This is a genomic window from Bartonella sp. HY406, assembly GCF_025449315.1.
In the GTDB taxonomy this organism is placed as follows: domain Bacteria; phylum Pseudomonadota; class Alphaproteobacteria; order Rhizobiales; family Rhizobiaceae; genus HY038.
In genome coordinates, this window is record NZ_CP104893.1 from 512979 (window position 1) to 525960 (window position 12982).

Here is a 12982-nt window from a genome sequence, read left to right on the forward strand (position 1 = left end):
TTTATGGCGGAATTTTCAAATGCATCGGTTAATCAAAACGCTTTTATACCTGAAATCGAGCAAGATTTGCTGGGTGGTTGCCTGTTGGAAACAGAATGTTTCATCAAGGCATCGGCTATTTTATCGGCTGATAATTTTATTGAGCCACTGCATCAAAGTGTTTTTAATGCCATGCAGCGCGGCTTTGATACCTATCAATCAACCACTTTGCCAATTATTGTAAAAGGCTGCCCGCAAGGGGTTGAAGAACAATTAAAAGCGCGTGGCTTTGTTAATTGGGCAGAATATTTGGTGCGTCTTACCACGAGCACCATTACCCGTCCTGCTAGTGTTGAAGAACGGGCAATGCGCGTGCTTGAGCAATGGGGCAGGGTGCAATTATCCGATCACGCGCAAAATATCGCCATTGCCGCTAAAGACCCTTTAGCATCGCTTCAAGGGCTTGTTTCTTCAACTGTTGCCGCCTTTGATGATATTTTGGTAAAATGTCGTAAATCAACTAGCAAAAACGCTAGAACCTCGTTAACGCGCGCCATGCAAAGTGCTTTTATTGCTGCAAGAAAAGCAGCAAGCTCTAACAATGGTTTAACGGGTTTAAATTGGGGGCTTGTTGATTTAAATGCGATTACCGGTGGTATTCAAAAGCGAGATTTAATTTTAATTGGTGCGCGTCCATCGATGGGTAAAACCACCTTTGCCACCGCCATTGCCCGTGCGGTTGCTAAATCTGGCAAGCATGGCGTTGGTATTATTTCGCTTGAAATGGATAAGGATAAGCTAGCCGCGCGCATGGCAAGCGATATTGCCTTTGATAAGCGCATGGATATTCCCTACACCCATATTATTAATGGCAAAATTGCGCTTAGTGATTTGGAGCAAATGGAAGAAATTTGCCAAACCATTGGTAACTTGCCAATTTTAATTGATGATCAATCAGGCATTACCATTGCGCAAATCCGCGCCAAGGTTGAAGCGATGAAAGCCGAATTTATCAAAGGCGGCGCTGAATTATCAGTGTTGATCATCGACCATTTGGGGCTTATTCGCGCCAGCAACCGCTATTGTGGCAATCGCAATAATGAAATTGCCGAAATGACCGCAACATTAAAAGCTATTGCCCGCGATTTTGATATTGCTGTGGTGCTGCTATCGCAGCTTAACCGCGAGGTGGAAAAGCGCAATGATAAACGCCCTCAACTATCCGATTTGCGCGACTCTGGTGCTATTGAGCAAGATGCTGATACGATTATGTTTTTGCATCGTGAGGCCTATTATCTTGACCGCGAAAAATATGCTGATTTTGACAAGGAAAGTGCGCGTGTCGAGCGCTTAATTGATACGCAAAATACAATGGAAATTATTGTGGCCAAGCAGCGCAATGGCCCGTTGAAAACCATTGGCGTTTTTGCCGATATGGCATGTGCGGCAATTAGAAATGGAGCAAGACCATGAGTATTAAAGCTGTTGCTTGGGTTTTAGATCAAACAATAACAGACCCAACCGCCAAACTGGTGCTTATATCATTAGCCAATTGCTTAAACAGTAAAACAGGCAAATGCTTCCCAACTTTTGAGCGTATCAGCCAAGAAAGCAGCTGCGCGCGCAGCACCGTTATTCGCAAATTGCAATGGCTTGAGCAAAATGGCTGGATTAGCATTAACCGTGAATTTGGCGATGATGGCCGCCAATTAGCAAATAGCTATATCTTGCATTTTGAGGGTAGCAATTTGCTATCCGCGGATAGCATTTGCAAGGGCGAGGGTGGCAAGCTGCAACGGGAGGGTGTTGTGGCACATACGGGGGAGGGTTGCATTGTTGATACTCCTTATAAGAAACTGGAAGAAATACCAGAAGATTATTCTTTGTCGGAAAAGCATTCCGACCCGCAGGAAAACTTAGGCGATAACCAAAAAGAAAAATCACAACAAGAATTATTCGCGGCAAAAGCTAAAAACAAAAAGCCAAACTATCCACAAGCATTTGAAAATGCTTGGAAGTTATACCCAACTGACTGCAATATGTCAAAAAAACAAGGTTTTAGCGAGTGGCAGCGTTTAGATGCGAGTGACCGCGCTTTGCTACTTGCTGCTATCCCCAATTTTAAGGCGCATTGCCAGAAAAACCCCGATTATCGCCCAGTGCACTTTTGCCGTTTTATCAGCCAAAGGCGCTTTGATGGCTTTCAACCGCAAGAGGTAAAACCTTTGGCGCACGATTGTAATATTAGCGGCTTTGATGATCAACGCTGGCAAAAAATATTAGATTTTGGCCGCAGCCGTAAAGAGTGGCAGGTAAGCCTTTGGGGACCAATGCCCAATCGTCAAGGCTCACTTGTGCCAGCTAAGCTTGTTTTGCCAAATGATGGCATAGGCTGGGCTGAAACATATTTAGCTGCCGCACAATAACGCCACAATGACGCAATTTATCAATTTAAAAATAGGAGAATGATCATGGCACAACAAAAGGCAAAAACAAAAAATCAACATGTTAAAAAAAGAGGCGGTCGTCCACGCATACATGGTAAATTGCGCGAGCCTAATGGGCGTGTTTCAAGGGCTAAAGGGCCACAAGAACCAATTGATAAATTAGCAATTGAAGTGCGGGCGCGCCGCTTTGGTTTAAATGTTCATGAGGCGCGAAACCCGATGGCCGCGACTTTTATTGGCCGTTTAGCGATGAAAGGCGCTGCCAATGGTTTAAGCCAAGATCAATATGATGCCGCCGTTCAATTTTTAAAAATTCGCAATGATTATCGCTGCTCGCTACTTTCGCCTGGTGCATTTTATGAAAAAACAGGGCAGTCCATGAATGTCGATAATATGCAAGAATACACCGATTGGGTGTTGCGGGCGCGCCAGCGTTATCAAAATGCGATGAAAGCCATACAAGAAGCGCAATTTGATAATGGCCATGAAAATCTTTATGCAGCACTGCAATATGTGATTATTAATGATGTTGAACTTGAAAATTTAATTGGCGCGGCCCGCATGGTTTTAAATGCATTGGTGCGCCATTTTTGCGCTAAAACCCACGCTTCTCGCCGTTTTTTATAAAAAATATTTTTGTCAATTTTTTTGTTGACGAAGCATATGTCATAAACCTCTTATATAAATTGTGGCTAAAGAACAAAACATGAACTAAGCCGCAATTGCTAAGATGTTTCTAAGACTTAGCAGATATGAAATTTATACTACAAAGGTTTTTGTTAAAAAAGCTAGCGTGTGTTTTAAATGAAAGGAATTTACAATGGCTGATTTTCTTCAAAAGAATAGTGATGGTTTTTATTTAGTTAAGGGTGGTGCGACACTCAATGTTAGGTCACATACTGCCTTCACCAAGAATGGTTTGATCGTACCTTTGGGGCATCCTGATGGTATTGTTTATGCTGGACGTATAATAAGTCAAGATGATCCAGATAATACCAATGGCCAAGATGGTGATACTGCAGTAAACGTTCAAATTTATGATAATTTACAATTTTTTGCGTCAGATTTAGCCAAAGAATTTGATGTAAAAATTGAAAACCTCAATCAGCAGGTTTACCTATCTACCCTTCAAAACCTTCATACGACTGCAGGTACGGGGCGTATGCCGATTGGTACTTTGACAAGTATACATCGGAATTTTGATGCAGATCCTTCACGCGATCCAAATGAAATTGTTTATGAAATTGATGTAAGCAAAATTGCGCCGATTTATCGCTAATTTGGAATTAAAATGCTGGGGATAAAGCGTTGCTATAACAGCGATGCTTAAAGCCAAAATCTCAGCAAAATATAAAAATAATTGCCCAGTTTTTGTTGACGAAGCATAGGTTGGAGACTTCTTATATAAATTGCGGCTATAGAACAAAACGTGAATATAGCCGTGATTGCTAAGATGCATTCAAGACTTAGCAGTTATGAAATTAATACTACAAAGGCTTTTTAAGAAAAAGCTGGCGTGTGATTTAAAGAAAAGGAATTTACAATGGCTAATTTTATTCAAACTGACGGTAATTCGCAATCCTTACTCAAAGCTGGCGTGAAGCTAGCTTGTGAAGAAATTGCAGCAGTAACTAAGGATGGTTTTATTGTGCAATTGGGGCATCCAGAAGCGGTTGCTGTAGCTGGCACTGTAGGAAATTATGAAGGGGTTGATAACACCAATGGTCAAGATGGTGATGTCACTGCTTACGTTTGGTCAACTGTGCCTAGTAATTTTAAAATTTTTGCCTCTGATTTGACCGAAAAATTTGACGCAAAACTTGAAAATCTATATCAACAAGTCTTTGCGTCTTCTGCTAAGACACTTCATCTCGTGCCAGGTGCAGGTCGTTTACCTATTGGTGTGCTAACCAGCATTAAGAAAAATTTCACTACCGATCCTAACCGTGATCCAAATGAAATTTATTATGAATTAGATACAAGCAAAATTTCAGCTGTTTATCGTTCATAAGCAATTAGTATCATGCTGATAAAGCATTGCTGTAATAGCGATGCTTAAAGTCAAAATCTGAGAGAATTACAATAATATTTGCTTAGTTTTGTTAACGAAGCATAGGTTGGAGACTTTTTATATAAATTGCGGTTATAGAACAAAACGTGAATATAGCCGCAATTGCTGAATAAATTTAAACTATCAAATTAAAAACTGCCGCTGCTAAAGCTAGGCGGGCAAAACGAAATTTACTTAAAAGGAATTTAAAATGACACATACAACTATAGCTGGATCTCATGTTGCTCCAGAAATAAGCCTAGGGGTGAAAGGTGGTATTAAGCTAGATTTTGACATGCTATGCGCATGTACTAAAGAGCGCTATTTGGTGCCGATTGAGCATCCGGAAGCTGTTATTTTTGCGGGGGTAACAATCACTCTACCGTCATCAGGCTTTCCTGAAAGTGATCAAGAGTATTATGATACGTACATGCAAGGCAATTTTGATAATACTAACGGTCAGGACGGCGATAAAAATGGTTCATGCTTTTTAGGTACCTATGGCTTCCCAGTTGCCAGTTTAACCCAACCTTTGGATGTTAGCTTACAAGATCACGGACAAATTATCTATGCGTCTGGCAATCGCACACTTCATAAAACGCCTGGTAAAGGTCGTCTTCCTATTGGTATTTACTTGCTAACTGCTCCTTCACGAGATTGGACAGGAAAATTATCTACGGAATCATATCATTGGATTGACACAAACGTTAACCTACCGCGCTATAAAGCGTAAGCCCATATTTTAAAATATATAAAGGCAGCCACATTGGTTGCCTTTTTCCAAACAGCCTATTGGCTTGACAAAGCATAAGTCAGAAACTTCTTATATAAATTGCGGTTGTAGAACAAAACGTGAATATAGTCACAATTACTGTATAGATACAGAATATAAAATTAAAAATGCCGCTGCTAAAGCGAGGCGGGCAAAACGAAATTTACTAAGAAGGAATTTAATATGATTATTAAAGGTGTAACTGAGGCTTATATAGATAATAACTATCCAGTAAAAGCGGGTGTTAATTTGCGAGGAGGTAATTTATTGGCATTAACAAAGAATAGATTGCTTGTTCCAATTAGTCATCCTGATGCAGTTGTATTTATTGGTTACGTGTCAACACAATACGAAGAGGGCATGTATGACAATACAAATGGAGAAGACGGCGATATTAAAGTTCGACCAATTCAGGGGGGGGACGTAACTTTTATGGCTGATGCTTTGGTAAAGCCATTAGACGTAACAATTGTTAATATTGGCCAAACTATTTTTGCTTCAAATCATGATGCGTTACATTTATCACCGGGTGAGGGACGTTTTCCAATAGGCATTTTAAAAGACATTGCCCCAGCTGCGCAATGGTCTATTCCTGTTGGGGGAGATGCCAATGCAATTTATTATCAGCTCTCATTAAACACTTTGCCTGTATTCTATTCATAAATAAGATTTAAGGTTTAGCCCTAAATCTTATAGTTCGGGCACTATTTACGAAAAAAATGTTGGGCAGTAACTAAAAAAAATCTGCTCAACATTTTTTAATGCTGATCGACCGAAACACCATTTTCGTTAAGTTTTAGTTCAATGCCTGATGGTTGTTTTTCTTGCTTATAGGTGTAGTAACCAAAACCAATAACAACGACAATAAGCGCACCAATAATGAGGTAAAGAAATCGGTTCATAATTTAGATCCTAAAATATTGTAACTGCAGATCTATATGGAGCGAAAATAAGCGATTCAAGGTGCGGCTAAACATCATTATTAATATTGGCAAGCTGTAAGTTGAGGTAAATGACTGGTTTTGCTCTCTTTATTGTGACTTGCGGTTAAGCTAAATATGGATATTGATGGGTTATATTTCATCTGCGAGTAGTTATATTATGACATCATTATTTGTTAGAACGAACCCTAAAGATCGGCTATTTGGCGTTGCTGTAATTGTCGGTTTAGCCGGTGGCATTATATCCGGTTTTGTTAAATCTGGAGTTGAAGGTGTTCTGCCTCCACGCACCCCAGATAGATTGATCCCACCTGCGGAAGTGTTGCAAAGCTTTGGTATTGATTCCAGCAATATGATCTATCACTATTCAGATCATATAGTTAATTGGGGCATATCAGGTGTTCATTATTTATTTTCGATTGTTTTTGCTGTTGCTTACTGTATCGCCGCTGAAATTTTTCCAAAAGTTAAACTTTGGCAAGGTCTTCTATTTGGTGTTGTCGTGACAATCGGTTTTCATGGCTTGGTGTTACCAGTTGGTGGCTGGGCGCCGCCAATTTGGAAATTGCCTTTTGACGAATTATTTTCAGAAAGTTTCGGGCACCTAGTTTGGGCATGGACGATTGAAATTTTTAGACATGATTTAAGATATAGAATAAGTGGTAAAACGGATGTAATGGCAGCTTAATAATGAGCTGTAAGCATTGGCAGACAAGCAAAGATATAAGATTAGGCTAAACTATATGCTTGCCTGCCAATAGCTTAAATTGCTAACCATATTACTTTTACATTAAACATAACCGCCTTTATGAGGCGGTTTTTTTCGTAAAATAACCTTGATGACATCTAAAATAACCGCTAATGCCAGTTAAAAAGTGGCTAAAATGATGCTAAGATGTATGGCAATTATGTTCTTTGTCTTTGTATCTATATTGTCATTGGTAAACTGTGAAATAAGTTCCAAATATTCTATCAACTGGGCTCGTGCATAAAGACTAATCGCTGCGCATTGGTAGCAGAAGACCAAAAGCGCTTAAAACAATTAAATAACTAATAAAATGCCATTGAAAATACGGTATAAGGCTTAGGCCAAATTTATTGCTACCACCACCCTCTTGGAGTAACGACAGGTCTAAAGAAAATATGGGCATTTTTGTCTAATGTAAAACCCAAATTTTGCATGCATAAACTTGTTTTTACATTTACGTTATTCTTAGCCGCATCGTCCAAGGTGTAATTGATAATGTTATTTTTACTCTTTTGGAAGCAATCACCAAGCGCTTTTTGGGTATCTTCAAGGCTTACCCCTGGTTTATGAAAAGAGGCGGCAGTTGGTAAAGGAGGTTGAATAACTTGCGGCTGACAGCCAATTAAAAGGCATAATAAAGGAAAGTAAATTAAAGAAAATAATATTTTTTTCATGTTTACTCCTTTGTGTAAATAAACTTAAATAAATATATATAGTACTCAATTATATTAATTGATGCAATCATTTATAAAAAAATCTATACTTTATCATATCGGAATTTATTGATGCTGATCTATAAGGACGTAGCAATATGTCATAAATTGCAAAGCAAAAGCGGTTCACTGCCAGATAAATTATCAATTTTAATGCAATTTAAGCCGCCTATGCGCAGGTTACAGATCTAAAACAGCCAATGGCAATCTTTGTTTAAGTAATGCAAGGAAAACTAAATATTTAAATCTTTTGTTGCCATGATGTTAGCTAAAAAGGGGATAAAGCCATTGTGGATAGATGTTTTCAATCTTTAAAGCATTTTGAAATTTTTGAAAAATTGGCTGGGGAACCTGGATTCGAACCAAGACTAGCGGAGTCAGAGTCCGCTGTTCTACCCTTAAACTATTCCCCAAGACAGATTAGCGGCAAATATATTGAAGCCGAATCTTCTAGTGCGGTGACTTCTATCATATTTTTCAAGCCAATCAAGATAAAAAGCACCAATTGCATATTCTTTTTGCTTTGTTTTTAAATTCTAACGCGCAAATATGTCAGCGACAAAATATCGTCTTTTTGACTAACTTTTATAATCATTGGTAAAATAAATTGATGATCGCCGTTTAAACGCCGTAATTTTTGGCGATGAAAACTGCAAGCCTTGATGATGTTTTTTGCTTTTTTGCAGAAAAATACGTCAAAAAGTGATAAAAATTTCAAGTTTATCGTTTGTTAACCATAGTTATTGAATTGCCTTTAATGAACTTAGGCTAAAGACAAATTATCAACAGACCAACTAAGGGAGTGCCGGCACATGCGCCGTTTCCAGACAATTATACGCCATCCCGTTACGGTAGCACTTTTTCTTTCGCTTACCCTTGCTGGTTGCGCTAAGAAAAACACCGGTTTAGATGCCAATGGCCAATTTGGTGCCAATGGTCAATATGGTGCCAATGGCCAATATGGCTCAGGTAGTGCAAGACCTGGAACAGCACAAGATTTCACCGTAAATGTTGGTGATCGCGTGTTCTTCGAGCTTGATTCATCCTCTATTCGTGGCGATGGTCAGCAAACTTTGATGCGCCAAGCCCAATGGTTGAAGCGTTATCCTAACTATACCATCACCGTTGAAGGCCATGCCGATGAACGCGGTACCCGTGAATATAATATCGCCCTTGGACAGCGCCGTGCAGTTGCTGCCCGCGATTTCTTAATTTCACAAGGTATTTCACCTAATCGTATGCGGACCATTTCTTATGGTAAAGAGCGTCCGGTTGCTGTTTGTGACGATATTTCTTGTTGGTCACAAAACCGCCGCGCTGTTACAGTGGTTAATAATGCGCCAAATAGCTAAATCTTGGCTTTATTGCGGGCTTTAGAGCGCATTTCGATCTGATTGGATCAGATCAGCGCCTTAATCCCTTGTTTACACCGCGTTTTTTGTCCGAAAACCGCTTAACACTTTTTTAAAAAACGCTTTAAGATTTAAGTATTTATAAAAATGAAAGGCTTATCCGTTATTATATGGGTAAGCCTTTTTGTTATTCGCAACTTAGATGGAAAGACCATAATGCGTGAAGAATCAAATGATATAGAGCTATTACCTGCCAAGCCTGATGTATTATTGGCCCGCAAAAATTGGCTTGAAAATCTTTTGCATACACGGCGCTTATCAAACTTAACCATTGAAGCCTATGAGCGTGATACACGGCAATTTTTGCATTTTCTTGCCCAATATAATGGTGATGCGGTATCTTTTGGCGATATAAGTGCTTTAAAAGTGAGCGATTTACGCAGCTTTCTTGCCGCAAGGCGGCGCGATGATATTAGTGCGCGCAGTTTAGGGCGTGGTCTTGCCGGTATTCGTTCATTTTTTGATTATCTTGGCCGCCAAGACCTTGCCCATGTTCCCGCCGCTAAAGTTATTCGTAGCCCCAAACCAGATAAGCGTTTACCAAAGCCGCTTGCGCCGCAAAGCGCGCGCGATGTGGTCTCCATCGCCGCGCAAGATAGCGACGAGCCGTGGGTTTGCGCCCGTAATGCTGCCGTTTTAACACTGCTTTATGGTTGCGGCTTGCGTATTTCGGAAGCCTTGTCGCTGCAAGCAAAAGAGCTTGAAAATGCCGCGCAAACCAGCCTTTATATCACCGGTAAGGGCGGCAAAACTCGTCTTGTGCCAATATTACCAGCAGTTTTTACCGCTGTTAATCATTATCGCAAGCTTTGCCCTTTTGCCTTGGAGCGTGAAAAACCGCTATTTCGCGGGGTAAGGGGCGGTGCTTTGCAGCCAGCTATTATTCAGCGTGCTGTGCAGCATATGCGTGGCAGCCTTGGGCTACCAGATAGTGCAACACCCCATGCATTGCGCCATTCTTTTGCAACCCATTTATTAACTGCAGGTGGCGATTTGCGTTCTATTCAAGAATTGCTTGGCCATGCCAGCCTTTCAACAACGCAAATCTATACCCAAGTGGATACAGAGCGTTTATTGGCGGTTTATCAAAATGCCCATCCGCGCGCTGATCGATAATCATATGCACAAAAAAGCCTGCTGCAATGTTTGAAAAACTGCAGCAGGCTTATTGTTGGTTATGTCTTAAAGATTAATCTTTCTTTTTGAAAGATACATCATAGCCAAAATATTGATTAGATAATTTGCTCACCGTGCCATCAGCAGTTAATTCGCTAATTGCTTTATCAACGCGAGCCTTTAATTCGCTATTGCCTTTTTTCATTGCAACGCCAATGCCTTGGCCAAATTCAGGATAATCAGCACCGGTGAGGATTGGGCCAAAGCGTTCAATCTTATGATCGTCCTTCAATAAGCCTTCCCAAACAGTAATTTCAAGAAGAGCAGTATCAAGACGGCCAGCTAAAATGTCGTCAACGATTTGTTCATTGCGCTCATAAATACGCACATCGGCATCTTTAAAATGGGCTTTTACCACAAATTCATGGGTGGTGCCACTTTGTACGCCAATAACCTTATTTTCTAAAGCTTTTTCAAGCTCGGCAGTGGTTTTAACGCTTTTAAGCGGGCTATCAGCTAGGGCTGCAAATTGATAAGGTGATTCACCATAAGGAATGGAGAAGTCGACATTCTTTGCCCGTTCTTCAGTGATGGAAATGCCAGAAAGCAACATGTCAAATTTACCAATTTGCAAGCTTGGCAATAAGCCATCATAGGCTTGGTTGGTCCATGTGCAGGTGGCATCAATCTTTTGGCAAATTGCATCGCCCAAATCGCGCTCAAAACCAGTAATTTCGCCACTTGGTGTGGTGAAACCCCATGGCGGGAAATCGGCGCTTATACCAAGGCGCAGATTTTCAGCATTGGCATTACTGATAAAAAGCGCTGCTGCCATCGTGGCAATTGCAAATAATTTCATACTCGTTCCTTTTAACCCAATATTCAACCCTTAGCCTAACATATGCCATAAACCGCGTTTGTTAAACCTGTTTTTTGTAAATTTTATTGGGGCTTTATTGGAGTGGCTTTATTTTGCTAAATTTGAAAAATCGTCAAAAATTGTTTTAAATTGAGGTCCTGACCCTAATCAGCTGTAAGATATTGCCAATAACCTAAAATTTAAAGCAAATGCTTTCAATCAATACTTGTTTGATTTGCCTTTTCAATGTTAAAGGCAATAGATATAAATTTATCAATTAACTCATGTATATACATGTATATATGGGTTTTAAAGACAGTAAACGAAAAGACAAAGGCGAAAGCAAATGGCTAAAGACAAAGAAAAAACCAAGGCAAGACTACCGCGTGGATTTGTTGACCGCCATCCTGCCGAATTGCGTGCCGCCGAAGAAATGATGTCAACCATTCGTAGTGTTTATGAGCTTTATGGTTTTGAACCCGTTGAAACTCCGATTTTTGAATATACTGATGCTTTGGGCAAGTTTTTGCCTGATCAAGATCGCCCTAATGAAGGGGTATTTTCGCTACAAGATGATGATGAACAATGGTTATCGCTGCGTTATGATTTAACTGCACCATTGGCGCGTTTTGTTGCTGAAAATTTTGAAACCTTGCCAAAGCCCTATCGCAGCTATCGCGCTGGTTGGGTTTTCCGCAATGAAAAGGCAGGCCCTGGTCGTTTCCGCCAATTCATGCAATTTGATGCCGACACGGTTGGCGCTGAAAATGTAACAGCAGACGCTGAAATTTGCATGATGGCTGCCGACACATTGGAAAAGCTTGGCATTGCGCGCGGTGATTATGCAATCCGCGTTAATAACCGCAAAGTGCTTGATGGCGTTTTGGAATTGATTGGCCTTGGTGAAGCGCAAAATAGCGCTAAGCGTCTGACGGTTTTACGCTCAATTGATAAGCTTGATAAATTTGGCGAAGAGGGCGTACGCGCTTTGCTTGGTAAAGGGCGCGTGGACGAAAGTGGTGATTTTACCAAAGGCGCAGAGCTTAGCGAAGACGCCATTGAAAAAGTTATTGCTTTTACGGCTGCTGGCGGAACAACTGGCAGTGAAACAATTGCCAATTTGACGAAAGTGGTTGAAGGCAGTGAGCGCGGTCTTGAAGGCGTGCGCGAATTGCAAGACATGAATGTGCTATTTGATGCAGCAGGCTATGAAGGGCGGGTTAAGATTGATCCTTCCGTGGTGCGCGGCCTTGAATATTATACTGGCCCAGTTTTTGAAGCCGAATTATTATTTGATGTGGTTAATGAAGATGGCCAAAAGGTTGTTTTTGGCTCGGTAGGCGGCGGCGGTCGTTATGATGGTTTGGTGTCGCGCTTTCGTGGGCAGCCAGTGCCAGCCACTGGCTTTTCCATTGGTGTTTCACGCCTTATGACTGCGCTTAAAAATCTAGGCAAGCTAGATCTTTCAACGAGCGTTGGCCCTGTTGTGGTATTGGTTATGGACCGCGACAGTGAAGCGCTGGTGCGTTATCAAAAAATGGTGGCTGATTTGCGTCTTGCCGGTATTCGCTCCGAGCTTTATGTCGGTGATACGGGCATGCGCTCGCAAATGAAATATGCGGATCGCCGTAACGCGCCTTGCGTTGTCATTCAAGGTTCTAACGAGCGCGAGGCAGGCACAGTTGAAATTAAGGATCTATTGGAGGGGCTACGCCTATCGGCTGAGATTGCTGACAATGAAACATGGCGTCAAAGCCGCCCTGCGCAGGTAACCGTTGGTGAAGCCGAGCTTGTGCAAGAGGTACAAAAAATCCTTGCCGCCCAAGAAGAAGATAGAAAAGCGTCAAAGCCGCAATAAAAGCGTAATAAGAATAGATCAATATTATTCTTTAACCTATGAAGGCGGATTATTGGCTTTCATAGGTTACGTTACTAAGTATAAAGA

Annotated in this window: 14 protein-coding genes and 1 tRNA gene; 11 read left to right on the top strand and 4 right to left on the bottom strand. The window is 41.0% G+C overall.

The window, feature by feature from the left end; translation table 11 throughout:
- Positions 1 to 3 precede the first annotated feature (3 nt).
- The 7 genes from N6B01_RS02115 to N6B01_RS02145 all read left to right on the top strand — a co-directional run bounded on the left by N6B01_RS02115 (position 4) and on the right by N6B01_RS02145 (position 5911).
- On the top strand, positions 4 to 1452 hold the full coding sequence (locus tag N6B01_RS02115) for a replicative DNA helicase (protein WP_262079720.1): 1449 nt from the start codon (positions 4 to 6) through the stop codon (positions 1450 to 1452).
- Positions 1449 to 2405, top strand: coding sequence for a helix-turn-helix domain-containing protein (locus N6B01_RS02120; RefSeq protein WP_262079721.1), 957 nt, complete (start codon positions 1449 to 1451; stop codon positions 2403 to 2405). Before N6B01_RS02115 ends, N6B01_RS02120 begins: the two co-directional genes overlap by 4 nt.
- Before the next feature lie 45 nt (positions 2406 to 2450).
- The gene (locus N6B01_RS02125; protein ID WP_262079722.1) at positions 2451 to 3053 is read left to right on the top strand and encodes a hypothetical protein; all 603 of its coding nucleotides are present in this window, start codon (positions 2451 to 2453) and stop codon (positions 3051 to 3053) included.
- Positions 3054 to 3246: 193 nt separating this feature from the next.
- Positions 3247 to 3705: a hypothetical protein gene (locus N6B01_RS02130; RefSeq protein ID WP_262079723.1), complete on the top strand. Its 459-nt coding sequence runs from the start codon at positions 3247 to 3249 to the stop codon at positions 3703 to 3705.
- Between the two features lie 264 nt (positions 3706 to 3969).
- Positions 3970 to 4437, top strand: a complete 468-nt coding sequence (locus N6B01_RS02135) for a hypothetical protein (RefSeq protein WP_262079724.1) — start codon at positions 3970 to 3972, stop codon at positions 4435 to 4437.
- A gap of 250 nt (positions 4438 to 4687) precedes the next feature.
- The gene (locus N6B01_RS02140) at positions 4688 to 5209 is read left to right on the top strand and encodes a hypothetical protein (RefSeq protein ID WP_262079726.1); all 522 of its coding nucleotides are present in this window, start codon (positions 4688 to 4690) and stop codon (positions 5207 to 5209) included.
- A 222-nt stretch (positions 5210 to 5431) separates the two neighbouring features.
- Entirely contained in the window at positions 5432 to 5911 is a 480-nt protein-coding gene (locus tag N6B01_RS02145; RefSeq protein ID WP_262079727.1) for a hypothetical protein, read from the top strand.
- A 95-nt stretch (positions 5912 to 6006) separates the two neighbouring features.
- On the opposite strand, the gene N6B01_RS02150 is transcribed toward N6B01_RS02145, so the two are convergent.
- Positions 6007 to 6150 (bottom strand): hypothetical protein, encoded by a 144-nt coding sequence (locus N6B01_RS02150; RefSeq protein ID WP_182418703.1) that lies wholly within the window; start codon positions 6148 to 6150, stop codon positions 6007 to 6009.
- Positions 6151 to 6316: 166 nt separating this feature from the next.
- Between N6B01_RS02150 and N6B01_RS02155 the strand changes: the two genes are divergently transcribed.
- The gene (locus tag N6B01_RS02155; RefSeq protein WP_262079729.1) at positions 6317 to 6877 is read left to right on the top strand and encodes a YagU family protein; all 561 of its coding nucleotides are present in this window, start codon (positions 6317 to 6319) and stop codon (positions 6875 to 6877) included.
- Positions 6878 to 7290: 413 nt separating this feature from the next.
- Here N6B01_RS02155 and N6B01_RS02160 read toward each other — a convergent pair whose 3' ends face one another.
- Positions 7291 to 7611 carry a hypothetical protein gene (locus N6B01_RS02160; RefSeq protein WP_262079730.1) on the bottom strand — a complete coding sequence of 107 codons (321 nt, stop codon included), beginning with the start codon at positions 7609 to 7611 and terminating at the stop codon, positions 7291 to 7293.
- A 378-nt stretch (positions 7612 to 7989) separates the two neighbouring features.
- A tRNA-Gln gene (locus N6B01_RS02165) sits at positions 7990 to 8063 on the bottom strand.
- Positions 8064 to 8462: 399 nt separating this feature from the next.
- Here N6B01_RS02165 and pal point away from each other — a divergent pair.
- Complete coding sequence (gene pal, locus N6B01_RS02170; RefSeq protein WP_182418705.1) at positions 8463 to 9002, top strand: peptidoglycan-associated lipoprotein Pal; 540 nt, start codon at positions 8463 to 8465, stop codon at positions 9000 to 9002.
- Positions 9003 to 9218: 216 nt separating this feature from the next.
- The gene (locus tag N6B01_RS02175) at positions 9219 to 10178 is read left to right on the top strand and encodes a tyrosine recombinase XerC (RefSeq protein WP_182418706.1); all 960 of its coding nucleotides are present in this window, start codon (positions 9219 to 9221) and stop codon (positions 10176 to 10178) included.
- Positions 10179 to 10251: 73 nt separating this feature from the next.
- Here N6B01_RS02175 and N6B01_RS02180 read toward each other — a convergent pair whose 3' ends face one another.
- Positions 10252 to 11037 carry a transporter substrate-binding domain-containing protein gene (locus N6B01_RS02180; RefSeq protein WP_182418707.1) on the bottom strand — a complete coding sequence of 262 codons (786 nt, stop codon included), beginning with the start codon at positions 11035 to 11037 and terminating at the stop codon, positions 10252 to 10254.
- Positions 11038 to 11383: 346 nt separating this feature from the next.
- Here N6B01_RS02180 and hisS point away from each other — a divergent pair, with 346 nt between their 5' ends.
- Positions 11384 to 12895 carry a histidine--tRNA ligase gene (gene hisS / locus N6B01_RS02185; protein WP_262079732.1) on the top strand — a complete coding sequence of 504 codons (1512 nt, stop codon included), beginning with the start codon at positions 11384 to 11386 and terminating at the stop codon, positions 12893 to 12895.
- Positions 12896 to 12982: the final 87 nt, after the last annotated feature.

What these genes read in the sequence shown, in the direction of transcription:
- N6B01_RS02115 (WP_262079720.1), top strand. Translation starts at nt 4, where the DNA reads ATGGCGGAATTTTCAAATGCATCGGTTAATCAAAACGCTTTTATACCT.
- N6B01_RS02120 (WP_262079721.1), top strand. Translation starts at nt 1,449, where the DNA reads ATGAGTATTAAAGCTGTTGCTTGGGTTTTAGATCAAACAATAACAGAC.
- N6B01_RS02125 (WP_262079722.1), top strand. Translation starts at nt 2,451, where the DNA reads ATGGCACAACAAAAGGCAAAAACAAAAAATCAACATGTTAAAAAAAGA.
- N6B01_RS02130 (WP_262079723.1), top strand. Translation starts at nt 3,247, where the DNA reads ATGGCTGATTTTCTTCAAAAGAATAGTGATGGTTTTTATTTAGTTAAG.
- N6B01_RS02135 (WP_262079724.1), top strand. Translation starts at nt 3,970, where the DNA reads ATGGCTAATTTTATTCAAACTGACGGTAATTCGCAATCCTTACTCAAA.
- N6B01_RS02140 (WP_262079726.1), top strand. Translation starts at nt 4,688, where the DNA reads ATGACACATACAACTATAGCTGGATCTCATGTTGCTCCAGAAATAAGC.
- N6B01_RS02145 (WP_262079727.1), top strand. Translation starts at nt 5,432, where the DNA reads ATGATTATTAAAGGTGTAACTGAGGCTTATATAGATAATAACTATCCA.
- N6B01_RS02150 (WP_182418703.1), bottom strand. Translation starts at nt 6,150, where the DNA reads ATGAACCGATTTCTTTACCTCATTATTGGTGCGCTTATTGTCGTTGTT.
- N6B01_RS02155 (WP_262079729.1), top strand. Translation starts at nt 6,317, where the DNA reads ATGGGTTATATTTCATCTGCGAGTAGTTATATTATGACATCATTATTT.
- N6B01_RS02160 (WP_262079730.1), bottom strand. Translation starts at nt 7,611, where the DNA reads ATGAAAAAAATATTATTTTCTTTAATTTACTTTCCTTTATTATGCCTT.
- pal (WP_182418705.1), top strand. Translation starts at nt 8,463, where the DNA reads ATGCGCCGTTTCCAGACAATTATACGCCATCCCGTTACGGTAGCACTT.
- N6B01_RS02175 (WP_182418706.1), top strand. Translation starts at nt 9,219, where the DNA reads ATGCGTGAAGAATCAAATGATATAGAGCTATTACCTGCCAAGCCTGAT.
- N6B01_RS02180 (WP_182418707.1), bottom strand. Translation starts at nt 11,037, where the DNA reads ATGAAATTATTTGCAATTGCCACGATGGCAGCAGCGCTTTTTATCAGT.
- hisS (WP_262079732.1), top strand. Translation starts at nt 11,384, where the DNA reads ATGGCTAAAGACAAAGAAAAAACCAAGGCAAGACTACCGCGTGGATTT.